Below are 25,360 nucleotides of genomic sequence, written 5' to 3'. Positions count from 1 at the left end.
TAGAGTCTTGTTGATAAGAAAAGCCTTATCATTTGCAGCTCATTTTATCTCGCTCATTAAAGTTTCACTTTATTTTAACTTTGAGAATGATGGTGATTTTTTTATGTTGAAAGTAAAACGTCCATTTGATGCCTATTTAGATGAAATGAATAAAATTACAATTTTGCTCCCACATGCGTATGGAACAAGTCGGACATTTCGTTTGCAAGAAGGAAGTAATGTGAAAGATTTACCGATTGCTCATACGATTGCGCTTCCAGATGCAACGAAGTATGAGTGCTTTATAGAAGAGCCGCTAGATGTGGGAAAGTATTATACAGTACGAGATGAACGGAATGAAGAAACGGATTTACAAATAGGTGCTGTTATTCGAACAACAATTTTCGATGAAAAGTATTATTACGAAGGTACAGATTTAGGTGCTGTGTATCAAAAAGAAGAAACGACATTTAAAGTATGGGCCCCAACTGCAAGGCTTGCGAAAGTAAGAATTTATAAGAGCGATAAAGAATATGCCGATCATGAAATGTACAGGGGAGAAAACGGAGTTTGGATTCAAACATTACAAGGTGATTTAGACGGAGCACGCTATACATTTCTCGTTTGTATTAATTTAATATGGAACGAAGCTGTAGATCCTTATGCAAAGTCGGTGACGGTAAACGGAAAACACGGTGTTGTTATCGATTTAGAAAAAACGAATGTAACAAGAAGAGAAGGATTACCACCATTACAATCAATGACAGATGCCATATTGTATGAACTGCATATTCGTGATGCGACTATACATCAAAATAGTGGAGTGATTCAAAAGGGAACATATAAAGGATTGATGGAAGAGGGAACAACAGGACGGAATGGGACTTTAACAGGGTTGTCTCATATAAAAGATTTAGGTGTTACACATGTTGAACTATTACCGTTATATTGTTTCGGTGGTGTAGATGAGGCGAATCCTTCGTCTGCCTATAATTGGGGGTATAATCCATTATATTACAATGCACCAACAGGATTTTATGCTACAAATCCCTTTGATCCGTATAACAGGATAGTAGAGTGTAAACAGTTAATCGAGACATTTCATGAGCATGGCATTAGGGTAATTATAGATGTTGTATATAATCATGTTTATGAAAGAGAGCTATCATCATTTGAAAAGCTTGTTCCAGGATACTATTTTCGTCATGGTGAAGATGGTATGCCTTCTAATGGGACGGGAGTCGGAAATGATATAGCATCTGAACGGAAAATGATGAGGAAATTCATTGTAGAGTCTATTTTATATTGGCTTACTGAATACAATGTCGATGGATTCCGATTCGACTTAATGGGAATTTTAGATGTTGATACAATGAATATGATAGAAAAAGAAGTGCGAAACATAAAACAAGATGCTTTGTTATTAGGAGAAGGATGGGATTTACAAACACCGCTTCCTCGTGAGGAAAAAGCAACGTTAAATAATGCGAAGAAAATGCCACATATGGCGCAGTTTAATGATCAATTTCGTGATGGGATAAAAGGGAGTACATTTCATATAAATAAGCGTGGTTTTGCATTTGGTGGGCATGTAGACTGTAATCATTTGCAGTATATTGCAGCAGGAAGTCTTTTAAGTATGAAAGAAACAGGGCTGTTTCTAGAGCCGGCGCAAAGCATTAACTATGTAGAATGTCATGATAATATGACGATGTGGGATAAACTAGTGCGCAGTAATGAAGAATCAGAAGCGATTTTGAAAAAACGTCACCTGCTAGCGAGCGCAATGGTTATTCTTTCACAAGGTATTCCTTTCTTACATGCAGGACAAGAGTTTTATCGTACGAAGAAAGGAAATGAAAATAGCTATAATGCAAATGATGAGATCAATCAATTAGATTGGGATCAAAAAGAGAAAGAAATAGAGACCGTTAACTATATAAAAGGTTTAATTGCGATTCGTAAAGAGCATGGGGCATTCCGATTACAAAACGCAGGCCTTATAAAAAAACATATGACTTTTTTACAAACATCTACAGAAGTACTTGCGTATCACCTAGAGCATGCAGAATCGTTTGGGCCGTGGAAAGAGATTGTCGTTTTATTTAATAGCGGTTTAGAAGCTAAAACTGTGCAACTTCCGAAAGAAGAAACGTGGCATGTGATAGTAGACGAAAAGCAAGCGAAAATAGAGCCAATTTCTTCATTTAGAGGAAAGGAACTTAGGCTCGCTCCAATTAGCACCTATATATTGACGATAATGTGACAAATCGCTACTTGACGATGAGAATGTAATAAATGTAGAATTGACAAAGGTGACGATTTTGATAAGTTGTCATTCTATGACAGGTTTTGTAAAATAAAATAGAGAATTTTTGGCTGAGGCTAATTTTTCTTTTCATTTACAGTAAAATATATGAATCCACAACATGTGTAGAAATGTTGCGGTTTTTCTTTTCATAACTATAAAAGATAAGGATTTGTTAACGGGTAATGAATATGGAATGGTTGGAACAATTATTAGGAAAAGAGTGGAGTCTTGTACCGGCTGGTGGAGTAACGGGCGATGCATATATTGCGCAAAACGGACAACAGAAGTTATTTTTAAAGCGGAATACATCGCCCTTTTTAGCGGTATTGTCAGCAGAAGGAATTGTTCCAAAATTACTTTGGACAAGAAGGGTAACGAACGGTGATGTAATTTCTGCTCAAAAATGGCTTCCGGGACAGAAGTTAGAGCCAGAGGATATGAAACTAGAACGTGTTGCGAAACTTTTGAAGAAAATTCACTCCTCTAAAGCGCTTGTACAGATGATTCAAAGACTTGGGAAGCAACCGCTTCACGCACAAGAGTTATTACAACAACTGCAACTCGTTTTAAGAGGAGATATAAGGGATGATGAAACAATTCAGCAAGGCCTTCAATATTTAATGGATTCATTAAAAGCTATTGAATACAATGAATTCGTTGTATGCCATTGTGATGTAAACCATAACAACTGGATATTGTCGGATGAAGATGAGTTGTTTTTAATTGATTGGGATGGAGCTGTAATTGCTGACCCAGCTCTAGACCTTGGTATGTTATTATATTGGTACATTCCGCGCCAGGAGTGGAGTGAGTGGCTCGGTTTTTATGATATTGAAATGGATGAATCGCTGCTTAGGCGCATGAGATGGTATGTGATAGCACAAACGATTTTGTCTATTCAATGGCATACAACAAAAAAACAGCAAGCAGAAGCTGAATATTGGCATCAATATTTACAGCAACTACTTGCTTCAGAATAATACTTAAGAAAAATTGTCCATTCCAGCAATCCACTGAGTAAGTTGTTCTTGATTATTGGAAATATGGTTGTCCAAATTAGAGGAAGATTTACCCGATTGACTATAAGAATATACATCGTTTAGCATTGTTTTAGCGTCACTACTTATATTATCGTTTGCGAGTAACGATTGAATGAGGCGCTCTAATTGCTCGCATTCTGAAACTGTCCCGCAGCAATCACTTTGGTGGTTGACTAAAATATCTTTCAGCACTTCTAATTGATGTTGTTGATTAATTGGCATGAACGGATCATCCTTTCGATTGTTTTTCTCTTCAAATGTAAGAGAAAAAGCTGTTTCGTCATGGAATGTTTAATGCTGTATGTAGTTTTTATCAAAATGGTACATCTTATACTTGAAAGAAACGGACCGAGTGCTCGTACGTACTTGGTTTTTTGTTTGGTAGATTGATTAAAAAACAGAAAGAAGGAATTATTCCTTTAAAATAGTTTTGTAAAGAGAGGGAGACATCTATGCGTTTAAGACATAAACCATATGCAATGGATCGAATTAATGAGTATTCACATATCGTAATCGGAAACCCAGAGGAGCGCGCTGGTAACTGGAAAGAAGTATTTGGAAATGAACAACCAATTCATATTGAAGTAGGTACAGGTCGTGGCCGCTTTATGTATGATATGGCAAAAGCGAATCCACATATTAATTATATTGGAATTGAAAAATTCACAAGTGTTGTTGTAGATGCACTTGATAAATTAATTGAAGAAGAAGTGCCGAACTTAAAGTTAATTAATAAAGATGCTGAAGATTTAACAGTTTTCTTTGCAAAAGGTGAGATTGATCGCGTTTATTTAAACTTCTCAGATCCATGGCCAAAGAAGCGTCATACGAAGCGTCGTTTAACGTATAAAACGTTTTTACGCAATTATGAAGAAGTGTTAGTAGAAGGCGGAGAAATTCATTTCAAAACAGATAACCAAGGTTTATTTGAATATTCTCTTATGAGTATGGCTGAGTATGGTATGTTACTAACTTACTTAAGCTTAGATCTTCATAACAGCGACTTTGAAGGTAACATCATGACTGAATACGAAGAGAAATTCTCTAGTAAAGGTCATCGTATTTACCGAGTTGAAGCAAAATATCGTACAGAGCCTATGCAGTAATGCATAGGTTTTTTTATATCTAAAATAATCAGAATTTTATGTTAAGATTAATTGAAAGGGGGATGTGTAATGGAACAGTTACAAATTGGAGATATAAAAGTAACGTGGTTAAAAGGCGGAAATACACATTTAGATGGAGGGGCAATGTTTGGTGTTGTGCCGAAAGTACTTTGGTCACGTAAATATAAACATAATGACACAAATCATATTTACTTACGAACAGATCCGTTACTTTTACAAACGAAAGATGGAAATATGCTCATTGATTCAGGAATAGGAAACGGTAAGTTGGATGAGAAGATGAAACGAAATCAAGGTGTAACAGAAGAATCATCGGTTTATGAATCGTTAGAAAAACAGGGATTAAAGCCAGAAGATATTCAATATGTTTTAATGACACACCTTCATTTTGATCATGCATCTGGCCTAACAAAATGGGATGGGGATCACCTTGTACCAGCGTTTCCAAATGCGAAAGTTTACGTAAGTGAAACAGAGTGGAATGAAATGAGGAACCCAAATATTAGATCCCGTAATACATATTGGAAGGAAAATTGGGAACCGATTGTAGATCAAGTTGTTACGTTCCAGCAAGAAATAGAAATTACAGATGAAATTAAGATGGCGCATACGGGTGGTCATAGTGATGGACATGCAGTTATCGCTTTGGAGAGTCAAGGGGAAACGATGCTACATTTAGCAGATCTCTTGCCGACGCACGCGCATCAAAATGTATTATGGGTAATGGCATACGATGATTATCCGATGACCTCGATTGAAAATAAACAAAAGTGGATGAAGTATGGTGCTGACAAAGAGGCGTGGTTTACGTTTTATCATGATGCATATTATCGTGCTGTGAAGTGGAATGAGGAAGGGCATATCGTAGAAAAAATAGAACGGAAAACGAGTATAGAAGCATAAAAATAGGAGGTTGCTCCAGAATATCTGTTAGAGCAGCCTCCTATTTAGATATGCTATATAAATAATGAAGCATATCTCCATTATAATATTTAGTCGTGAATTCTTTTTCTTTAATCATACCAAGCTTCTTAGCAACTTTTTGTGAAGCAATATTGTCATGTTTAATAATTGAATAGACTTTTGATAGTCCTAATTCATTAAAAGCATATTTTTTAATGCCTTTAGTAATTTCACTTGCGTAACCTTTGTACCAAAATTCTTTTTTTAGCAAATATCCAATTTCTATGACCTGTTCAACATCAGTATCCTGCATGCTTAAACCGGCGTTTCCTATAAACTCATCAGTTTCTTTTAGATACATCCCCCATAAGCCAAAGCCAAAATCTTTATATCGTTTTATATTTCTATCTAACCAGGATTGAACATCAGCATCAGAAAAATTATGTTCATAAGCATACATTACATCTTGATCTTGCAACATCATTTTTAAATCATTAAAATCATCTTGTCTCATTGCCTTTAGGTATAAGTATTCGGTTTCTAATATCATCTATCATCGAAACTCCTTTTATTTCTTTTGCAATAAAAAAATAAGAGGTTCACCTAATGGGAACCCTCCGTTTTATGCTGCTATAACCTCTAAAACAGTACCTGTTTTAGCATCAACTAAAAATTCAAATCGTTCTTGTATATCATCTAACATTGTTGTAAGACCGCCGCGATAAACTTCATATGCGACATCATATTTTTCAAATGTCTCTGGAACCATATGTACCCAAGAGCCAGTAATTTCACCTTTATGACTTAATGCTTGTTTCACCATTTTCAATGCTTTTTCTGAAGAAATATGGGATTGTTCTTGTACTTTGTTTGCAACGAGATAACCAGCTGCGAACCCAACGCCAAGACCTGCTACTAAACCTTTCCAGCTCATATATTCACCTCAATTCTATAAAATAAAAATAGTGTACCAATAATAATTATAAAGCAAATACAGCTAAAAAAGAAGAAACTAGAAACATTTCGAAAATTTCGTTACAATAAAAGAGGTATTCTACTAAGGTTTGAAAGAAGGGGACTTCGTGAATAAAGAGACATTACAATTATTTCGTACGTTAACAGAATTACAAGGTGCATCAGGTTTTGAACATGATGTACGCCGTTTTATGAAACAAGAATTAAGCAAATATGCGGATGAAATTGTACAAGACGGTTTAGGTAGCGTATTTGGTCTGAAAAAAGGGGACGAAACTGGCCCGCGTGTTCTTGTAGCAGGTCATATGGATGAAGTAGGTTTCATGGTTACGCAAATTACGAAAAACGGAATGCTTCGTTTTCAAACGTTAGGCGGCTGGTGGAGCCAAGTTTTATTAGCACAGCGTGTACAAGTTATGACGAAGAATGGTCCTGTTATTGGGGTTGTTGGTTCTATTCCTCCTCATTTATTAAGTGACGCGCAACGTGCAAAACCGATGGATATAAAAAATATGTTAATTGATATAGGTGCAGATAGTTATGAAGATGCGATTGAAATTGGTGTAAAACCGGGACAACAAATCGTGCCGATTTGCCCATTCACACCGATGGCAAATGAGAAGAAAATTATGGCGAAAGCTTGGGACAACCGTTACGGATGTGGTCTTGCAATCGAATTGTTAAAAGAATTAAAAGATGAAACATTACCAAACACATTATATTCTGGTGCTACTGTACAAGAAGAAGTAGGCCTTCGCGGAGCGCAAACCGCTGCAAATATGATTCAACCAGACATTTTCTATGCGCTTGATGCAAGTCCAGCAAACGATGCATCTGGTGACAAAACGCAGTTCGGTCAATTAGGAAAAGGTGCCCTTCTTCGTATTTACGATTGCACGATGGTAACACATAGAGGAATGCGCGAATTCATTTTAGATACAGCAGAAACAAACAACATTCCGTACCAATACTTTATTTCACAAGGTGGTACAGATGCTGGCCGTGTACATACAAGTAACTCTGGTATCCCATCAGCAGTAATTGGTGTTTGCGCACGCTACATTCATACACATGCTTCAATTTTACATGTTGATGATTATGCAGCGGCGAAAGAATTAATTACGAAGCTTGTAAGAACAACAGATAAAACGACGTTAGAGACAATTAAGAATAACGCGTAGAGAAGAAGGGCGAAAAACCCTTCTTTTTTTAGATTGAAGAGATGGCCCATCCATGAGTGGGAGCGGTCAGTGCCTAATTGGTGCTCGAATGTTGTATTAAGACCCTGGATAGGAAAAGAGAGGAAGGCTGTTTTTGTTTTTGAAGACGGTAATGTTGCTAGAAAAAACCTTCTTTTTTAGGCTGAATAGATGACTTGGTGATATGTGGTAGTGGTTGATACTTAATTCGTATCTGATGCGGATATTAGAATAGAATGATGAATTTTTATAGAGGTGAACGAAATGAAGGTAGTAGTTGGATCGAAGAATAAAACGAAGGTTGGCGCTGTGGAGAAGGTTTGGAAAGATGCTGAAATTACATCTCTTTCTGTTCCTTCAGGAGTAGCAAATCAGCCGTTTTCAGATGAAGAGACGATGCAAGGAGCGATTAATAGAGCGAAGCGAGCGCTAGAGGAAGGAGGAGCTCAAATTGGTATTGGGCTAGAAGGCGGCGTAATGAAAACGGAGTACGGTTTATTTATGTGTAATTGGGGCGCGCTAGCAACAAGTGATGGTAAAATATTTGTTGCCGGCGGGGCACGTATTACATTACCGGATGATTTTTTAGCACCTCTTGAAGAGGGCAAGGAGTTAAGTGAAGTGATGGAAGAGTTTGTACATAGAAAAGATATTCGTAGTCACGAAGGTGCAATCGGTATTTTTACAGATGATTATGTTGATCGCACGGAATTATTTGTACACGTTGTTAAGTTACTTGTTGGGCAATATAAGTATGACGAAAAGCAAGCATAAACCTTGCACCATGCGTGATGTATGGTAGTATAAAAGAAAGATTATAACATGAAAACATGCACTCGTTAGAGGAGGAAATATAGATGAAGTCATTAGAAAGCATGGAGCAATTCCAACAATTAAAAAATGAAGAGAATGTAGTCTTTATGTTCTCAGCAGAATGGTGCCCAGACTGCCGTTTTGTAGACCCATTTATGCCAGAAGTAGAAGAGAAATATAGTGATTTCTCATTTTACTATGTAGATCGTGATGAGTTTATTGATCTATGTGTAAAATTAGACGTATTTGGCATTCCGAGCTTTGTAGCGTACAATAAGGGTGAAGAAACTGGTCGCTATGTAAACAAAGATCGTAAAACACAAGAACAAATCGAAGAGTTTATTGAAGGTTTAAAATAAGGCAATTTGCCAATTGAATTGTAAAACAACCTCTACCTTCGCGGGGGAGGTTATTTTTTTGGAAGGGAGGAAAAAGAGATGAAGATGACAAGTAAAAAGATGAAAGACGAGTTAATGAAGAAATTATCTCGCCCAGAATGGGACTTTCAGTATGATAGCGAGAAAGAAGTTCTACGTATTGAACAGAAAGACTCTAAAAAAGGTATTAACGTATCGCTTCCAGGAGTTGTGGCAAAATGGGAAGTGAATAAAGAAAAAGCAATTGAAGAGGTTGCTTATTATGTACAAGAAGCGCTAATTGCGATGCATAAAGAAGAAAATAGCGGAGCGAAAATTTTACCTGTTATTCGCTCTACTTCTTTCCCGAAACAAGCAGAAGAAGGAAATCCGTTTATTATGACGGATCATACGGCGGAAACACGTATTTACTATGCGTTAGATTCGAATAAAACGTATCGACTAATCGATGAGCGTCTGTTACAAAAATTAGAACTTACAGAACAGCAAGTACGTGAAATGGCATTATTCAATGCTCGTTCATTAGGTTATGAATTTAAACAAGACACAGTAGCGGGTAATACATTCTACTTTTTAAACACAAATGATGGATATGACGCGACGCGTATTTTAAACGAATCGTTACTACAATCGATGCGTGAAAAGATTTCTGGTGACATGGTTGTTGCTGTTCCTCACCAAGATGTATTAATTATTGCTGATATCGTTAACGAAATCGGTTATGATATTATTGCACAAATGACAATGAAATTTTTTGCCGAAGGGCATGTTCCGATTACATCACTTTCATTCGTATATGAAGATGGAGACTTTGAACCAATCTTTATTTTAGCGAAGAATCGGAAGAAGACAGATGGAAAAGAGAAAGGATGAACGAAGTGAACGTTTTTTACAACCTTGAAGGAATTGGTGACACTTTAATTGTTGCCTTACAAGATATTACTTTAGAGAACCGTACTTTTGATCGCAAAGGAGATGTTGCTCGCGTTTATGATCGTGAAAGCAACGTAACGGGAGGATTCAACATCTTTAATGCATCTTCTTATTTAGAAGTAACAGAAACAGGTAACCTTACATTAACGAAAGAGCTTGTTGAGAAAATCAACGAAATTTTAGCGAAGAACGGCTTTGAAGAAACAGTAGAAGCAGATCTTTCTCCGAAATTTGTTGTAGGTTATGTAGCTGAAAAAGAAAAGCATCCAAATGCTGATAAGTTAAACATCTGTAAAGTAGAAATCGGTACAGAAACATTACAAATCGTATGTGGCGCACCAAACGTTGATGCAGGACAAAAAGTTGTCGTTGCAAAAATCGGTGCTGTAATGCCAAGCGGTATGTTAATCAAACCAGCTGAGCTTCGCGGTGTTCCTTCTTCTGGAATGATCTGCTCTGCACGTGAATTAGAGCTTCCAGACGCTCCACAAGAAAAAGGTATTCTTGTATTAGAAGATAGTTTTGAAGTTGGACAAGAATTTAAATTTTAATTGATATAAGAAAAGAGAGGTTGTCCTTTTGGGCAGCCTCTCTTTTTTGTCATTTTTGTTGGTAAGTCGAAATTTCGTGTTGAATCGTTAATATATTGAGAGTTGTGATAGATATACTCAAAAAATCGTAAATATGATAAAGGTGTCACCTTTTGTCTTAAAATCTATATTGTATTTTATAAACAAACTAGTTAAAATTTAGAAAAATAGAAGGGGATAGACGTATGAAACAACAACCAAAAATCGCAGAACTTCTAAAACGAATTGAAACTTCAAAACAGCAAGATGTTGAGCTAGGTACTTATGAAATATATGTGTTTAGTGAAAGTGAATTAGAAAAAGGACAAATCGGTTACCGATATGATAAACATAAAAAGTCATTAATAAGTGAAGAAAACGGAAAGTGGCAAGAAGGATGGATTGTAATTGGATATGAAACGGATATGGGCGATCCAGTTTTCGTAAATATAGATGATGACGCTTATCCAGTTTATACTGCAGAACGTGGTACAGAAACATGGCAGCCAGTTTATATTGGAAATATGGATGAGATTATAGGGCAATTATAAGAAAAACTTTGAATCCGGTGCAAAGTGATGGGAGAGAAGTATGAAGTATATAAAAATAATGAGCATGATTGCATTCATTGGAATATATATGGCCGGTTGTTCACAAGAGCAGCCGAAAAAAGAAACTACATCTTCTATACAAGAGAAAAACAAAGATACCAAAGAAGACGCACCGGTAGAAAAGCAGCAAGAACAAGAAAAGAACGAAGAATCGCAAGTAGAACATAGGCAAGAGGAAGTATCAGCCGAGGTAAAGAAAGAAGAAACTACAACGGTGCAGCCAATTGAGCAACCAGTGCAAAATAATGAACAAAAAGTAGAGAGTAATGAAAAGCAAGGAAAGTTTCTCGTCGTTATTGATCCAGGGCATCAACAAAAAGCGAATTTAAATTTAGAGCCGATTGGACCAGGGGCAACAACGCAAAAATATAAAGTGACAGACGGTACAACAGGTGTTGTGACGAAAAAGAGAGAGGCTGTACTTGTATTAGAAATGGCTTTTTTATTAAAAGAAAAGCTTGAAGCAAAAGGGATACAAGTGTTAATGACGAGAATATCACAAGACGTTGATATAAGTAATAAAGAACGGGCGACATTCGCAAATAATCATAAGGCTAATTTATTTTTACGTCTTCATGCAGATGGTTCTGAAAATCCAAACCAAAGTGGATTTGCTGTATTGACGCCGGCAGAAGGAAGTCCGTATACGAAAGAGATTTATGCGGAAAGTCTTCAAATCTCTCAAACGATAGTAAATAAAATGAGAGAAAATCAGCAAGTGAAAGTAAATGGAATTAAATTTAGGGATGACCTTTCTGGATTCAATTGGTCCAAAGTACCTGGCGTACTATTAGAACTTGGGTTTATGTCAAACTATGAAGAAGATAAAAAATTATCTGACCCGCAGTATGTAAATTCTTTATTGCAAAGTGTAACGGATAGTGTAGATGCATATCGGAAGAGTAAAGCTTAAGCGCAGTCTTACATGAAAGGCTGCGTTTTTCCATATGAAAACACTCGTAAATTAGAATATTGTGGATAAATATGACATGCTTAATTTTACCTGCACTTTTTGCCGAATGCTGATACAATAAAGGATGTTACTATTTAGTAGAAAGAGTGGTAAGCATGTTAGATTGGATGAAAAAGCTGTTTAACAAAGAGGAAGAACAAACAGCGATGAATAAAGAAGTACCAAAGCAAATTGAAAGTCAGCCGAAAATTCCTCGTGTAAACCACTACACTGAAGCAAGAGAAGCACAAATGGCAAGTAGGAATGCAGGTAAATGCCGTTTTCCTTTAGTACCGGATAATGGGTTCGATGAAGAGGATGAAAGCGAAGTAAATCACTTTGAAGAACAACCTGTTCAAGGAGTAGCATATGAAGAACCGACTGCCCAAAGAGGAATAAAGGTGGAAAGAAGCAGACGACCGTATGTGGAAAAGGTAGTTTCTACATATGAAGAGCCGGAAGTGCAATATGAACCGGTGCGGGAGTCTGTCGTTAAAAAGGCATCTGCACCTTCGCAAGAGAGTAACCGTAGACCATTTCGTCCAACAGAAATGATTTCGCCAATTTATGGATATAATCGTCCTTCAGTAGAGAAAAAGGTTGAAAAGCAGGAGGAAGTAAAAGAAAGAGAAGATCTTGAAATATCTGTAGAGGGAAAAGCAGTTGTTGATGCATGGTTAGAGAAAAAAGGATATAAATTATCTGATTTCTCAGAAGGACAAGCAACGTCTTCTGCTCCAGGTGAAGTAGTTGAACAGAAAGGCCAACAGGGCAAAAAAGAAGAAAAATCAGTTGTTGATCAATGGCTAGAGAAAAACGGTTATGAAATTGAACGCCAAGTGCCTTTAGTAGAAGAAAAAGAAGTGATTAAAGAAATGAGTACACCGCAGGAAGTTTCAGCGGATGAATTACTTCATAAAACAGTAGCTGAGCAGATGGAAAGTGCTAAGCTAGAAAAAGATGTAGTGGTGTTAAACGAAAAAAATCTACAAGGAGAATTAGTGGCTTCTAAAGTAGAGCATGAGGATACAATATTATCAGAAGAAATTAAACGTAATACAGAAATAAAACAACCTACTATTGAAGTAGAAAAGCAAGCTCCAGAAGAATCAGTGATTGTCAAAGCAGAAGAAAAACTTGAAGAAACAATCATTGTGGAAATACCAGAAGAGCTAGAAGAAGTGGAAGTAATTGCAGAAACAGAAGAGCTAGAAGAAGTAGAAGTAATCGCAGAAGCAGAAGAGTCAGAAGAAGTGGAAGTAATTGCGGAAACAGAAGAGCTAGAAGAAGTAGAAGTGATTGCAGAAACAGAAGAGCTAGAAGAAGTAGAAGTGATTGCAGAAACAGAAGAGCTAGAAGAAGTAGAAGTGATTGCAGAAACAGAAGAGCTAGAAGAAGTAGAAGTGATTGCAGAAACAGAAGAATCAGAAGAAGTGGAAGTAATCGCAGAAACAGAAGAATCAGAAGAAGTGGAAGTAATTGCAGAAACAGAAGAATCAGAAGAAGTGGAAGTAATTGCAGAAACGGAAGAGTCAGAAGAAGTAGAAGTAATCGCAGAAGCAGAAGAGTCAGAAGAAGTGGAAGTAATTGCGGAAACAGAAGAGCTAGAAGAAGTAGAAGTGATTGCGGAAACAGAAGAGCTAGAAGAAGTGGAAGTAATTGCGGAAACAGAAGAGCTAGAAGAAGTAGAAGTAATTGCGGAAACGGAAGAGCTAGAAGAAGTAGAAGTAATTGCGGAAACAGAAGAGCTAGAAGAAGTGGAAGTAATTGCGGAAACAGAAGAGCTAGAAGAAGTAGAAGTGATCGCAGAAACAAAAGCGCCTGTAGTAGAGACATTTGTAGCACTTGAGGAAATTCAGCAAGAAGATGAAGAAATTGAACAAAACAGTGAATTCATACATGTAGCTGAGGCTGATGAACAGACAAAGAACGATGTTCAAAGCTTTGCGAATGTTTTAATTGCAGAAACAGAAGAAAATAAACGAGTTGAAGAAGAAGCACCGGTCGTAGAAGAGCAATCAGTTGAAGAAGAAGTGCCGGTCGTAGAAGAACAACCCGTTGTAAAAAAAGAAGAACCAAAACGTGAGAAAAAGCGTCATGTACCATTTAATGTTGTTATGTTGAAACAAGATAGAACACGATTAATGGAAAGACATGCAGTTAGAGCAAATGCAATGCAGCCTTCTGCTAATGTACGAGTAGAGAATAAGCCAGTACAACAAGAGGTAGCAGAACCACAAGTGGAAGAAAGCCCAGTGCAGCAAGTAGTGGCAGAACCACAAGTGGAAGAACGCCTAGAGCAACAGGTAGTAGTAGAACCACAAGTGGAAGAACAACCAATGCAGCAAGTAGTAGCAGAACCACAAGTGGAAGAGCAACCAATGCAGCAGGTGGTAGTAGAATCACAAGTGGAAGAAAGCCCAGTGCAGCAAGTAGTAGCAGAACCACAAGTGGAAGAACAACCAATGCAGCAGGTGGTAGTAGAATCACAAGTGGAAGAAAGCCCAGTGCAGCAAGTAGTAGCAGAACCACAAGTGGAAGAACAACCAATGCAACAAGTAGTGGTAGAGCAAGTACAAAAGTCAATTTCAAGTACAGAACCAAAAGAGAAAGCATATGTTGTAAATCAAAGAGAGAACGATATGCGAAATGTATTGCACACACCACCGACATATACTGTTCCGCCATTAGCGTTGTTGTCAATTCCACAGCAATCAGCGCTAGATAATACAGAATGGTTAGATGAGCAAAAAGAATTATTAGATACAACGTTTAATAATTTTCATGTTGGAGCACATGTTATTAATGTCTCGCAAGGGCCAGCAGTAACTCGTTTTGAAGTGCAACCAGACCCAGGCGTGAAAGTAAATAAAATTACAAATTTAAGTGATGATATTAAGTTAAGTTTAGCTGCGAAAGATATTCGTATTGAAGCGCCGATTCCAGGAAAGAGTGCAATTGGAATTGAAGTTCCAAATAAAGAAAGTAAGCCAGTATTTCTTCGCGAGATTTTAAGAAGTCCTGTATTCACAAAGAGTGAATCACCGCTTACTGTTGCGCTTGGACTTGATATTTCAGGGGATCCAATTGTAACGGATATTCGAAAAATGCCGCACGGACTCATTGCGGGTGCAACGGGTTCAGGTAAAAGTGTGTGTATTAACGCGATTTTAACGAGTATTTTATATAAAGCGAAACCACATGAAGTGAAGTTAATGTTAATTGATCCGAAGATGGTTGAGCTTGCACCATACAATTCTGTTCCGCATCTTGTAGCACCTGTTATTACGGATGTAAAAGCAGCGACAGCTGCGTTAAAGTGGGCAGTTGATGAGATGGAGCGTCGTTATGAATTGTTTGCGCATGCTGGTGCTCGTGATTTAACTCGCTATAATACAATTGTAAGTGAGCGAGATATTCCAGGTGAGACATTACCTTATATCGTTATCGTTATTGATGAGTTAGCCGATTTAATGATGGTAGCACCAGGTGATGTTGAGGAAGCAATTTGTCGTATTGCGCAAAAAGCACGTGCTTGTGGTATTCATTTATTAGTTGCGACGCAGCGTCCATCTGTAGATGTTATTACAGGGTTAATTAAATCAAATATTCCAACGCGTATTGCGTTTACTGTATCATCTCAAGTTGATTCACGTACGATTATCGATATTGGGGGCGCGGAAAAATTACTTGGCCGTGGTGATATGTTATTTTTAGGGAACGGTACATCTAAGCCAGTTCGTGTACAAGGTGTATATGTATCGGATGATGAGATTGAAAAAACAGTTGATCATGTGAGAAAGCAAATGAAGCCGAATTACTTATTTAAGCAAGAGGATTTATTAGCGAAAACAGAACAGGCTGAGTCGGAAGATGAGCTGTTCTTTGATGCATGTCAATTTGTTGTAGAACAAGGGGGAGCGTCCACATCTTCTGTACAGCGAAAATTCCGTATTGGTTATAATCGCGCAGCACGTCTCATTGAAGAGATGGAATCGCAAGGGATTATTTCTGAAGCGAGAGGAACTAAGCCGAGAGATGTCCTTATTTCTGAGGATGAATTTGCTGCTATGCAGGAAACGAATGTATAGTCCACGGTTTTGCTGTATACTAATAGAAAATGTTGGATAGTAAAGTAGGGAGTAAAGCGACATGAAAGAAATTGAATTAAAATTAAAAGGTGAAATAAATCGACTAACAAATAAAACATTTAAATTTGACGAACGCGTTGGGGAAGGTTGGTTCTCCGCCGTTTACTTTTTAAAAACTAGAGAAATTATTGAAGAATTTCGCCCAAAAAGTGTTGTAACGATGCAATTTTTCCAAAAAGAAAATGCAGTTCTTTGCGGAACAGATGAAGTAATTGCATTGCTGCAAACATTCGCTAAAAATCCTGAGGAACTTGAAATTAACTCTTTAAAAGATGGCGATAAAATTAGTCCATTTGAAACAGTGTTAACAATTCATGGTCCTTATGAGAATTTCGGATTTTTAGAAGGTGTTATTGATGGGATTTTAGCTCGTCGTACATCGGTTGCAACAAACGTATATAATGTTGTCCAAGCTGCACGTAGTGTAGATAAAGAAAAACCAGTTATTTTCATGGGAGATCGTGACGATCATTATACACAACAAGCTGGTGACGGTTATGCAGCATACATCGGAGGTATGAGCGCACAAGCGACGCATGCAATGAATGAATGGTGGGGCAGAAGTGGTATGGGAACAATGCCTCACGCATTAATTCAAATGTTTAATGGTGATGTTGTAGAAGCGGCAAAAGCATATCATAAGAAATTCCCAGAAGATGAATTAGTTGTACTAATTGATTACAATAATGATGTTATTACAGATGCACTTCGTGTAGCGCGTGAGTTTGGATCAACATTAAAAGGTGTGCGTGTAGATACGTCTCGCACAATGATTGATCAATACTTTATTCGCCATCCAGAAGTACTTGGAACATTCGATCCACGTGGTGTAAACCCATCGCTCGTATTTGCACTTCGCAAGGCGCTTGATGAAGAAGGATTCCAGCATGTAGACATCGTTGTAACTGGTGGATTTGATGAAAAACGTATTCGTGAATTTGAAGCTCAAAAGGTACCTGTTGACATATACGGGGTAGGAAGTAGCTTGTTAAAAATGAATATTGGCTTTACTGGTGATAATGTAGAATTAAATGGGAAACCAGAAGCAAAAGCTGGTCGTAAATATCGTCCAAACCCACGTTTAGAGCGTGTTCAATTAGAAAAAAGAGAAGATATGTAAAAGAGAGAAAAACTGATAGGTGATTGACCCTATCAGTTTTTCTGTTATCATAGTATAGCGGCTTCTTTTTTGCTATAATGGACTTGTTATGGACATATAAAGAAGTACGTACGAGTTTATCCTGATAAGTGAAGGGAAAGAATAACTTCACTACATCAAAAATGTATGATGATTACCAAAATAAGAAAAGATTCATATACTGTCTTATAGATAGGCCGTTGTATTAGTTCGAAATGTTGGAGGTTCTTTAAGATGACAGTTTACCATTTTGTAGGAATTAAAGGAACAGGAATGAGTTCATTAGCGCAAATTCTTCATGATATGAAGCATACTGTTCAAGGGTCTGATTATGAAAAGCGTTTCTTTACACAAACAGCGTTGGAAAAGCGTAGTATCTCGATCCTTCCTTTTGATAAGAATAATGTAGAAGAAGGACAAGTGATTATTGCAGGAAATGCATTTCCTGATACGCATGAAGAAATCGTAGCAGCAAAAGAATTAAACATCCCAGTCCATCGTTACCATCACTTCTTAGGTGACCTGATGAGCCAATACACAAGTGTTGCTGTAACTGGTGCACACGGAAAAACATCAACAACAGGTTTGTTAGCCCATGTAATGCAAGGTGCACACCCGACATCTTACCTTATTGGAGATGGAACAGGGCATGGGGTAGAAAATAGTAAGTATTTTGTATTTGAAGCTTGTGAGTATCGTCGTCATTTCTTGTCTTACAATCCAGACTATGCAATTATGACGAATATTGATTTTGATCATCCAGATTATTTTGCAGACATCAATGATGTATTCAGTGCATTCCAAGAGATGGCATTGCAAGTGAAAAAAGGCATTATTGCATGTGGAGATGATGAAGAACTTCAAAAAATTCAAGCGAAAGTACCTGTTATTTTCTATGGATTTGGAGAAGATAATGATTTCCAAGCACGTAACATTCAAAAGAGAACAGATGGCACGATATTCGATGTATTCGTTCGTAATACGTACTATGACACGTTCAAAATTACAGGATACGGCAACCATAGCGTATTAAATGCGTTAGCAGTAATCGCGCTTTGTCATTATGAAAACGTTGATGTAGAAGCAGTAAAACATCAATTAACAACTTTTGAAGGCGTAAAACGTCGCTTTAATGAAAAGCCGATGGGAGAGCAAGTAATCATCGATGACTACGCACACCATCCGACAGAAATTAATGCAACGATTGAAGCTGCTCGTCAAAAACATCCAGAGCGTGAAGTTGTCGCTGTATTCCAGCCACATACATTCTCACGTACAGAAAAGTTCTTAGATGAGTTCGCAGAAAGCTTAAGCAAAGCTGACCAAGTATACTTATGTGATATTTTCGGATCAGCACGTGAAAACAAAGGTGAATTAACAATCGAAGATCTGCAAAAGCGTATTGACGGTGCAGAATTAATTACAGATACAACAACGGATGTATTAAAGAAACATAAAAACGGCGTTTTAATTTTCATGGGCGCAGGTGACATCCAAAAATTCGAAGCAGCTTACGTAAAAGAAGTTCAAGTTGCAGAGAAATAATAGAAAAGACGCATAGCTTGGCTGTGCGTCTTTTTTATGTTGTCGTGGTTGTGCTTTAATGTTGAAACGTCGATATATATGGAGTTGTGTTCGATATATTTCAAAAATCGTTGATATATTGTTACGCGTTTTGAAATATAAATGTTAGAATAATAAGAAAACTAAAAAGGGGACTAAAAAACATGTTCACACTCCGAGTAGATGACGAAATCGAACTACAATTACTAGAAAAACATCATAAAGAGGAATTATATCAATTATTAGATCAAAACCGTAATCATTTACGGAAATGGCTCCCTTGGGTAGATGGGACAAAATCTGCTGATGCTTATGATGAAATTTTTCCGATGTGGTTAAAGAAGTTTGCAGAGGGAGACGGTTTTGAAAGTGGTATACGTTACAAAGGAAAGCTCGTTGGGATGGTAGGCATTCATCCAGTGAGCTGGGGGAAGAAAGCGACGAGTCTTGGGTATTATCTTGCAGAAGATGCTGGCGGGAAAGGTATTATGACGCGTAGCGTAAAGGCTGTACTTCACTATGCATTTGAAAATTTAAAGCTGAATAAAATTGAAATTCGGTGCGGTGTTGAAAATGTGAAAAGTCGCGCTATTCCAGAGCGTTTAGGGTTTAAGTTAGATGGTATTTTACGAGATGAAGAATGGCTATATGATCATTTTCATGATATCGCTGTATATAGTTTACTAGCTTCAGAATGGAAAGAAATTCGATGAACGAGAAAATTCGTATTGTTCCGTATGAAAGTACGTTTCAAGAGGAAGTAGTAGATCTTATCGTTCATATTCAGCAAAAAGAGTATAATGTTCCCATTACGAAAGAAGAGCAACCTGATTTACTTGAAATAGAAACATTCTATCAAAAGGATCACGGAAACTTTTGGGTAGCAATTTATGATGGTAAAGTAGTTGGAACAGTAGCTTTATTAGATATTGAGAATCATCAAGTAGCGCTAAGAAAAATGTTCGTACAAAAAGAGTTTCGCGGAAAAGAATGGGGCGCATCACATATGTTGCTTCAAACAGCAATTTCATGGGCTGAGGATAAAAAATTGAAAGATATTTACTTAGGAACAACAGTAAAATTTTTAGCGGCACATCGTTTTTATGAAAAGAATGGTTTTCAAAGTGTGAGTATAGACGAGTTGCCGAAAAACTTTCCGGTGCTACAGGTAGATAAGAAATTTTATAGGTACATTGTGTAAAAGGTCATTTAGAAATGGCCTTTTTCTATGAACCAAAATGGAAATAGTGGTATAATTTGGATTAGGGGGTGTAGGTATGAACTTTCCAATTCAAAGAAGTAAGTCAGTAGTCATTTTCGTTTGCCTTACGTTAGTTTTTATGTTTATATATCCAATTGTCATGCTTTTCACTAATAAAGCGCATTGGATGTCAGCGTTGATTGGGATGGGTTTATGCTTCATTGTAAATGTACCACTCGTTTGGGAAGTATTTATTAAAAAACATAAAGTAGAAAATGGCGTATTAAAGTACGGTATTTTAAATGATGATATTGTATTAAAAGATGTGAGAATTATACGTCAGGTCGGAAAGTCTCTTGAAATTACGACGAATGCATATAAAGTACATATGGTTGCGATGCCGCAAAATATGGATGAATTCTTGGCGCTTATAGAGAAAGAAAATCCACATGTGAAAATAGAAATGGTAGGAAAGAAATGAAATATGTAAAACCTTTGTTTAGAAATATTATTTGTGCTTGTTGGTTGCACTAGAGTATATATGAAATGGGATCTTCCTTTATATGTTCCGATATCAATCGGTACTATCGCAGTGGCACTTTTATATTATTTTCATTTTCAGCAAACAAAAAGTAAGAACAGTAGCTCGATATAGAGTGAGGATAATAAAAAAACGCTCGGATATAATTCCGAGCATTTTTTATTATTTTAAGTTCTCGGGGTTTAAAGCTTCTAATTCAGGTACAACGAAGCGTCCGTCTTTACGGATTAGTACGTCGTCGAAGTAAATTTCACCGCCGCCGTATTCAGGGCGTTGGATGCATACTAAGTCCCAATGGATGTTTGAGTTGTTACCATTCCATGCATCGTCGTAAGCTTGTCCAGGAGTGAAGTGGAAGCTGCCATCGATTTTTTCATCGAATAGGATGTCTCCCATTGGATGTAAGATGTATGGATTTACGCCGATTGCGAATTCACCAACGTAGCGTGCGCCTTCGTCTGTATCGAAGATTTTATTAATGCGTTCTGAATCGTTTGCAGTTGCTTCAACGATTTGGCCGTTCTCGAACTTAAGTTGTACATTTTCAAATGTATAACCGTTGTAAGGAGATGGTGTGTTGTAAGAAACTGTACCGTTAACAGAGTCACGAACTGGTGCAGAGTATACTTCACCATCTGGAATGTTTAAATGACCTGAGCATTTAATTGCTGGAATGTCTTTAATAGAGAATGTTAAGTCAGTTCCAGGACCAGTTAAACGAACTTTATCTGTTTTATTCATTAATGTAACAAGGCTATCCATCGCCTTATCCATTTTACCGTAGTCTAAGTTACATACTTCAAAGTAGAAGTCTTCGAAAGCTTCTGTACTCATTTTAGCAAGCTGTGCCATAGAAGCATTTGGGTAGCGAAGAACAACCCAGCGTGTTTTTGGAACGCGAATGTCTCTATGAACTTTTTTGCCAACTGTTTGGCCATGAACTTTCATACGCTCACTTGGAACGTCAGCTTGTTCATTAATATTATCGCCAGAGCGAAGACCGATATAAGCGTCCATGTCTTTCATTACGCTTGCTTCATATGCAGCGATTTGTTCGAAATGTTCTTCAGTAGCACCCATTAATAAAGAGCGATCTACTTGATGATCTTTTAAAGAGACGAATGGGAAACCACCAGCTGCATATGCTTCTTTTACAAGTGCAGTTACAAGTTCTTTTTGTAAGCCAAAGTTTTCAATTAATACTTTTTCACCTTTTTGTAAGCGGATAGAGTAGTTAATTAAATTGTATGCTAACTTTTCAATACGTGGATCTTTCATATGTAAAGCCTCCCTACTAATTATGTATCCTCTCCTATTGTAACCTACTTAGTGGAATTTGTTGAATGATTTATGTTACAGTTAACGAATAAGTATGAAAATTCTAATGATGAGATAGGGATTAGAATGAAACGGAAAATGATTGTATAATAGGGGAAAGTATGAAAAAGATAAAGGAAGTGATGAAATGCAAGTTCTTTTATATGTAAGTGCGGCTATTATCGCGGTTGCTTTCGCAGTATTAGTAGTGTATGTATGCAGAACGTTGTTATCGGTTCAGAAGACGTTAGAAAACGTTGCAAGCACGTTAGAAGGTTTAGAAAAACAAATGCAAGGAATTAGCGTAGAGACAGAGCAATTATTACATAAAACGAATGCGTTAGCTGATGATATTCAACAGAAGTCACAGTCATTAAATAAAGTGGTAGCGGGTGTAGATGGGATTGGAACGACAATCCAATCTTTAAATACGAAGCTTCGTAATGTATCAGACTCTGTAACGGACGAAATTGAAAATAACGCTGATAAAGTAGCGCAAGTTGTACAGTGGAGCAGTGCGGCGATTGAAGTATACAATCATTACCGTGCGTCGAGACAAGAGAAGAAGGTTGAAAAAGAAGAGCGTAAATTAGAAAGAATTGAGAAAAACGCTGAAAAGAAAGAGAAGCGCTCTAGATTTCGTATGAGAGGTGAATCGTGATGAATATGACAAAGCTTGAAACAATTGAAGAGCTTGAAGTCTTAGTAGAAAAGAATGAGCCGTATGTTCTTTTTAAACATAGTACGACATGCCCGATTAGTCACGGTGCATACACAGAATTTCAAGCGTATTGCAGTGAAGAAAGAGAAGTGCCAGCGTATTACTTATACGTACAAGATGCAAGAGATGTGTCAAATCGTGTTGCAGAACAATACAGTATTAGACATGAATCACCGCAAGTGCTATACATAAAAGATGGGATGGTAGTATGGAATACATCTCATTGGAATATTAAAAAAGATGCTTTAGAAGAGAATATAAAGTAAAAAGAAGCAAGCTAAAGGTGCTTGCTTCTTTTTTTTGTTTTTGTTGAAATATATTTAATGGTACACTATTAATAGTTCAAACTAAATAACTAGATTGTTGAAAGTAGGTTTTAAGTAATGAAGAAAATGGCATTATCCTTCGCGGTCGTAAGTTTATTACTGGGAGCTTGTAGTAACAATAGTAATACGATTAGTAAGAAGGATGAAGTTATACAAAAAGATACAAAAGAAAAAAGTATGATTCCGAGAACTGCTGTTTCTAAAGATTATTATAGAACTGTTATTCCTTTAAAAGAACAAAAGGTTATTAATACAGCTAATATAAAAACAAATTCTAAATTAGATTTAGCAGAGTATGAAAATGGTTTAATAAATATTGCAACGCAGCAATTTGATACAGAGAGCCACGTACTGCAATTAAATCAGTATATTCCAGAGAAACTAGTTGATGAACTAGTTGCGAAAGTAGAAGCGCCAGTTTTGACGAATATTATAGAACAAGACTATTTCGGAAAACAGAATTCAAATGAATTAAGTTTATCTGGTGTTATGATTGGCTTAGCTATGTCTTCAAGTGTATCGAATGAAGAAGCTATGTCTAAAGGGTCTGAAGTTGCTAAACAACTTATTGAAGCTATTAACAAAAATGATAAATATAACAAATCTCCAATTACGTTTGCTATCTTTAAGCAAGAAAGTACAAGTTCTTTAAAAAATGGTACGTATATTGCTAGTGCTACTGTTCAAAAGAATGATACGAACCTTGGAAATTGGAGTACAATTGATGAAAAGTCGTATTCATATCCTTCTGATGAATTTACACAAGCACATGGAGAAGATAATACAAAAATAACTAACTTTGCTAAGGAAATAAAAGGTTTTTCTACTGGAGATTTTATTCCAGTCAACGCAAAAGTTTCTTATAAGAAAGATCAAATGGATACATTAAATATGAATATTGTTATTAAATATAACGGTAAAACAGAATTAATGGCTCTTACCCAATTGGCTGCGCAAGGTATGTTGGACAAATTGCCTAAAGATGCGAAAGTACAATTACAGATCAAGTCCGAGAGTAAAATTGAGGCCGTTATTATAAAAGAGAAAAACAGTGATAAACCGTTTGTTTCCTTCTTGTAAAAAAGACAGTATGTAAACTGTCTTTTTTTTTATTTTAAATGAAAATATACAATGTTTTTTGATGATAATTCATTGCTGTATATCGTGTGACAATCGTATATGTATCAACTATAATAAGTTATCTTAAAAAAGTAATATATAGGAATTTGAAAGATGTGGCTTTTTTATGGCATCACAACAATTAGGTCGTTTACGTTCTGAAATTGATCAACTTAATTTACAAATATTAGAGTTATTAAACGAAAGAGGTCGTCTCGTACAAGAAGTTGGTACTTTAAAAGAAGTATAAGGTGTGAAACGTTTTGATCCTGTACGTGAAAGAAATATGCTGGATTTAATTGTAGAGAATAATAATGGTCCATTTGAAACTTCGACTTTACAACATATTTTCAAACAAATTTTTCAAGTTGGTTTAGAGTTACAAGAAGAGGATCATCGTAAAGCACTACTTGTGTCTTGTAAGAAAAAATAGAAGATACGATTGTTGAAATTAATGCGTGGTGGTGCTTTCAAGCCACATACTTCACCGTATGATTTTCAAGGTCTTGGATTAGCAGGATTACAAATTTTACGCCAAGTAGCAGATAAATATGATTTGGCTGTTATTAGTGAAATTTTAAATCCAAATGATATTGAGGTGTCATTAGATTACGTTGATGTTATTCAAATTGGCACTCACAATATGCAAAACTTTGATTTGCTAAGGGCAGCTGGTGCTGTAAATAAACCAGTATTATTAAAACGTGGTCTATCAGCAACGATTGAAGAATTCATTAATGCGGCAGAATATATGATGGCAAAGGGAAATGGGAACATTATTTTATGTGAACGAGGTATTCGCACGTATGAAAGAGTGACGCGTAAGACGCTTGATATTTCCGCTGTACCGATTTTAAAGAAAGAAACACATTTACCTGTTGTTGTCGATGTAACGCATTCTACAGGGCGACGTGACCTTCTCTTATCAACTGCAAAAGCAGCGATGGCAATTGGTGCAGACGCAATTATGGCTGAAGTACATCCAAATCCCGCTGTAGCTTTATCAGATGAGGCGCAGCAAATGAATATTCCGCAGTTCAATGATTTTATGAATGAATTAAAATCATTTGGAAGTAAATGATAAAAAATTTTAATGAGCTGTTCCAATAAGGCGTTTTGGGGCATCTGTATAGAGACTGTCATTGTCGATTTTTGTTGGTAAGTTGATATATTTAAAAAATCGCTGATATAATTAGAGTTGTGGTAGATATATTTGGAAAATCGCTGATATATTTCGAGTTACGGTTCATATATTCGAAAAATCGTCGATATAAATTTCATTTACTATCGTACTGCTTAAAATAAGATTTCTACTTAGGAAACATCTATTTTTTTACAAAAAATGCTCTTTTTTCATAAAAAATACGAAAATACGAGAAAAGAAGCGAATTTTTTCGAAACTTTTGCGGGAAAATATTGTATGAGCCTGCGTTTTTATCGTATCATTAGTAAAAGGAAGAACTCGGGACGATTGGTGGCATCTGCAAATAGAGT

General features: G+C 36.6%; 24 protein-coding genes and 1 pseudogene. 21 read left to right on the top strand and 4 right to left on the bottom strand.

The window, feature by feature from the left end:
- Positions 1 to 103: 103 nt before the first annotated feature.
- Together pulA and ACUXVC_RS23630 are read left to right on the top strand one after the other, a co-directional pair.
- A complete protein-coding gene (gene pulA / locus ACUXVC_RS23635; RefSeq protein ID WP_144465128.1) occupies positions 104 to 2,245 on the top strand; it encodes a type I pullulanase in 2,142 nt (713 codons plus the stop codon).
- 227 nt (positions 2,246 to 2,472) lie between these two features.
- On the top strand, positions 2,473 to 3,270 hold the full coding sequence (locus tag ACUXVC_RS23630; RefSeq protein ID WP_002094168.1) for a phosphotransferase family protein: 798 nt from the start codon (positions 2,473 to 2,475) through the stop codon (positions 3,268 to 3,270).
- 3 nt (positions 3,271 to 3,273) lie between these two features.
- Here ACUXVC_RS23630 and ACUXVC_RS23625 read toward each other — a convergent pair whose 3' ends face one another.
- A complete protein-coding gene (locus ACUXVC_RS23625; RefSeq protein WP_001122235.1) occupies positions 3,274 to 3,552 on the bottom strand; it encodes a YtzH-like family protein in 279 nt (92 codons plus the stop codon).
- 230 nt (positions 3,553 to 3,782) lie between these two features.
- Here ACUXVC_RS23625 and trmB point away from each other — a divergent pair, with 230 nt between their 5' ends.
- Both trmB and ACUXVC_RS23615 read left to right on the top strand, forming a co-directional pair.
- Positions 3,783 to 4,436 (top strand): tRNA (guanosine(46)-N7)-methyltransferase TrmB, encoded by a 654-nt coding sequence (gene trmB / locus ACUXVC_RS23620; RefSeq protein WP_001239383.1) that lies wholly within the window; start codon positions 3,783 to 3,785, stop codon positions 4,434 to 4,436.
- A gap of 69 nt (positions 4,437 to 4,505) precedes the next feature.
- Entirely contained in the window at positions 4,506 to 5,360 is an 855-nt protein-coding gene (locus tag ACUXVC_RS23615; protein ID WP_048656117.1) for a YtnP family quorum-quenching lactonase, read from the top strand.
- A 40-nt stretch (positions 5,361 to 5,400) separates the two neighbouring features.
- On the opposite strand, the gene ACUXVC_RS23610 is transcribed toward ACUXVC_RS23615, so the two are convergent.
- Together ACUXVC_RS23610 and ACUXVC_RS23605 are read right to left on the bottom strand one after the other, a co-directional pair.
- Entirely contained in the window at positions 5,401 to 5,910 is a 510-nt protein-coding gene (locus ACUXVC_RS23610; RefSeq protein WP_098125934.1) for a GNAT family N-acetyltransferase, read from the bottom strand.
- Positions 5,911 to 5,982: 72 nt separating this feature from the next.
- The gene (locus ACUXVC_RS23605) at positions 5,983 to 6,294 is read right to left on the bottom strand and encodes a PepSY domain-containing protein (protein ID WP_000118541.1); all 312 of its coding nucleotides are present in this window, start codon (positions 6,292 to 6,294) and stop codon (positions 5,983 to 5,985) included.
- A 148-nt stretch (positions 6,295 to 6,442) separates the two neighbouring features.
- Here ACUXVC_RS23605 and ACUXVC_RS23600 point away from each other — a divergent pair, with 148 nt between their 5' ends.
- The 13 genes from ACUXVC_RS23600 (at position 6,443) to ACUXVC_RS23540 (ending at position 20,323) form a co-directional block, all read left to right on the top strand.
- Positions 6,443 to 7,516, top strand: coding sequence for a M42 family metallopeptidase (locus tag ACUXVC_RS23600; RefSeq protein WP_446025847.1), 1,074 nt, complete (start codon positions 6,443 to 6,445; stop codon positions 7,514 to 7,516).
- 282 nt (positions 7,517 to 7,798) lie between these two features.
- The gene (locus tag ACUXVC_RS23595; protein WP_000869932.1) at positions 7,799 to 8,308 is read left to right on the top strand and encodes a DUF84 family protein; all 510 of its coding nucleotides are present in this window, start codon (positions 7,799 to 7,801) and stop codon (positions 8,306 to 8,308) included.
- 83 nt (positions 8,309 to 8,391) lie between these two features.
- The gene (locus ACUXVC_RS23590) at positions 8,392 to 8,706 is read left to right on the top strand and encodes a thioredoxin family protein (protein ID WP_000838193.1); all 315 of its coding nucleotides are present in this window, start codon (positions 8,392 to 8,394) and stop codon (positions 8,704 to 8,706) included.
- Positions 8,707 to 8,784: 78 nt separating this feature from the next.
- On the top strand, positions 8,785 to 9,597 hold the full coding sequence (locus ACUXVC_RS23585) for a DUF1444 domain-containing protein (protein WP_000784605.1): 813 nt from the start codon (positions 8,785 to 8,787) through the stop codon (positions 9,595 to 9,597).
- Complete coding sequence (gene ytpR / locus ACUXVC_RS23580; RefSeq protein ID WP_001006777.1) at positions 9,594 to 10,208, top strand: YtpR family tRNA-binding protein; 615 nt, start codon at positions 9,594 to 9,596, stop codon at positions 10,206 to 10,208. Before ACUXVC_RS23585 ends, ytpR begins: the two co-directional genes overlap by 4 nt.
- A gap of 224 nt (positions 10,209 to 10,432) precedes the next feature.
- Positions 10,433 to 10,777 (top strand): hypothetical protein, encoded by a 345-nt coding sequence (locus ACUXVC_RS23575; RefSeq protein ID WP_053563535.1) that lies wholly within the window; start codon positions 10,433 to 10,435, stop codon positions 10,775 to 10,777.
- 40 nt (positions 10,778 to 10,817) lie between these two features.
- The gene (locus tag ACUXVC_RS23570; RefSeq protein ID WP_141541651.1) at positions 10,818 to 11,750 is read left to right on the top strand and encodes an N-acetylmuramoyl-L-alanine amidase; all 933 of its coding nucleotides are present in this window, start codon (positions 10,818 to 10,820) and stop codon (positions 11,748 to 11,750) included.
- 155 nt (positions 11,751 to 11,905) lie between these two features.
- A complete protein-coding gene (locus tag ACUXVC_RS23565) occupies positions 11,906 to 15,880 on the top strand; it encodes a DNA translocase FtsK (RefSeq protein WP_446025846.1) in 3,975 nt (1,324 codons plus the stop codon).
- 61 nt (positions 15,881 to 15,941) lie between these two features.
- Positions 15,942 to 17,060 (top strand): nicotinate phosphoribosyltransferase, encoded by a 1,119-nt coding sequence (locus ACUXVC_RS23560; protein ID WP_000658372.1) that lies wholly within the window; start codon positions 15,942 to 15,944, stop codon positions 17,058 to 17,060.
- A 252-nt stretch (positions 17,061 to 17,312) separates the two neighbouring features.
- The gene (gene murC, locus ACUXVC_RS23555; protein ID WP_000219469.1) at positions 17,313 to 18,623 is read left to right on the top strand and encodes a UDP-N-acetylmuramate--L-alanine ligase; all 1,311 of its coding nucleotides are present in this window, start codon (positions 17,313 to 17,315) and stop codon (positions 18,621 to 18,623) included.
- A gap of 182 nt (positions 18,624 to 18,805) precedes the next feature.
- The gene (locus tag ACUXVC_RS23550) at positions 18,806 to 19,354 is read left to right on the top strand and encodes a GNAT family N-acetyltransferase (protein WP_446025845.1); all 549 of its coding nucleotides are present in this window, start codon (positions 18,806 to 18,808) and stop codon (positions 19,352 to 19,354) included.
- The gene (locus tag ACUXVC_RS23545) at positions 19,351 to 19,842 is read left to right on the top strand and encodes a GNAT family N-acetyltransferase (protein WP_078400680.1); all 492 of its coding nucleotides are present in this window, start codon (positions 19,351 to 19,353) and stop codon (positions 19,840 to 19,842) included. The genes ACUXVC_RS23550 and ACUXVC_RS23545 overlap by 4 nt, the downstream gene beginning before the upstream one ends.
- Positions 19,843 to 19,918: 76 nt before the next feature.
- Entirely contained in the window at positions 19,919 to 20,323 is a 405-nt protein-coding gene (locus ACUXVC_RS23540) for a PH domain-containing protein (protein ID WP_001010643.1), read from the top strand.
- A 222-nt stretch (positions 20,324 to 20,545) separates the two neighbouring features.
- On the opposite strand, the gene ACUXVC_RS23535 is transcribed toward ACUXVC_RS23540, so the two are convergent.
- Positions 20,546 to 21,661, bottom strand: coding sequence for an aminopeptidase (locus ACUXVC_RS23535; protein WP_000654729.1), 1,116 nt, complete (start codon positions 21,659 to 21,661; stop codon positions 20,546 to 20,548).
- 187 nt (positions 21,662 to 21,848) lie between these two features.
- Between ACUXVC_RS23535 and ACUXVC_RS23530 the strand changes: the two genes are divergently transcribed.
- From ACUXVC_RS23530 to ACUXVC_RS23515, 4 genes and pseudogenes are all read left to right on the top strand, one after another.
- Positions 21,849 to 22,361, top strand: coding sequence for a DUF948 domain-containing protein (locus ACUXVC_RS23530; RefSeq protein WP_001197721.1), 513 nt, complete (start codon positions 21,849 to 21,851; stop codon positions 22,359 to 22,361).
- Complete coding sequence (gene ytxJ, locus ACUXVC_RS23525) at positions 22,361 to 22,687, top strand: bacillithiol system redox-active protein YtxJ (RefSeq protein WP_001057469.1); 327 nt, start codon at positions 22,361 to 22,363, stop codon at positions 22,685 to 22,687. The genes ACUXVC_RS23530 and ytxJ overlap by 1 nt, the downstream gene beginning before the upstream one ends.
- A gap of 117 nt (positions 22,688 to 22,804) precedes the next feature.
- The gene (locus ACUXVC_RS23520; RefSeq protein WP_000738029.1) at positions 22,805 to 23,827 is read left to right on the top strand and encodes a CamS family sex pheromone protein; all 1,023 of its coding nucleotides are present in this window, start codon (positions 22,805 to 22,807) and stop codon (positions 23,825 to 23,827) included.
- Positions 23,828 to 23,993: 166 nt separating this feature from the next.
- A pseudogene (locus ACUXVC_RS23515) lies at positions 23,994 to 24,947 on the top strand (bifunctional 3-deoxy-7-phosphoheptulonate synthase/chorismate mutase).
- Positions 24,948 to 25,360 lie beyond the last annotated feature (413 nt).

The sequence above is a fragment of the Bacillus sp. N6 genome (genome assembly GCF_052805735.1).
The sequence above is the reverse complement of the archived record's forward strand: the minus strand, read 5'-3'. Positions and strand labels throughout refer to the sequence as shown.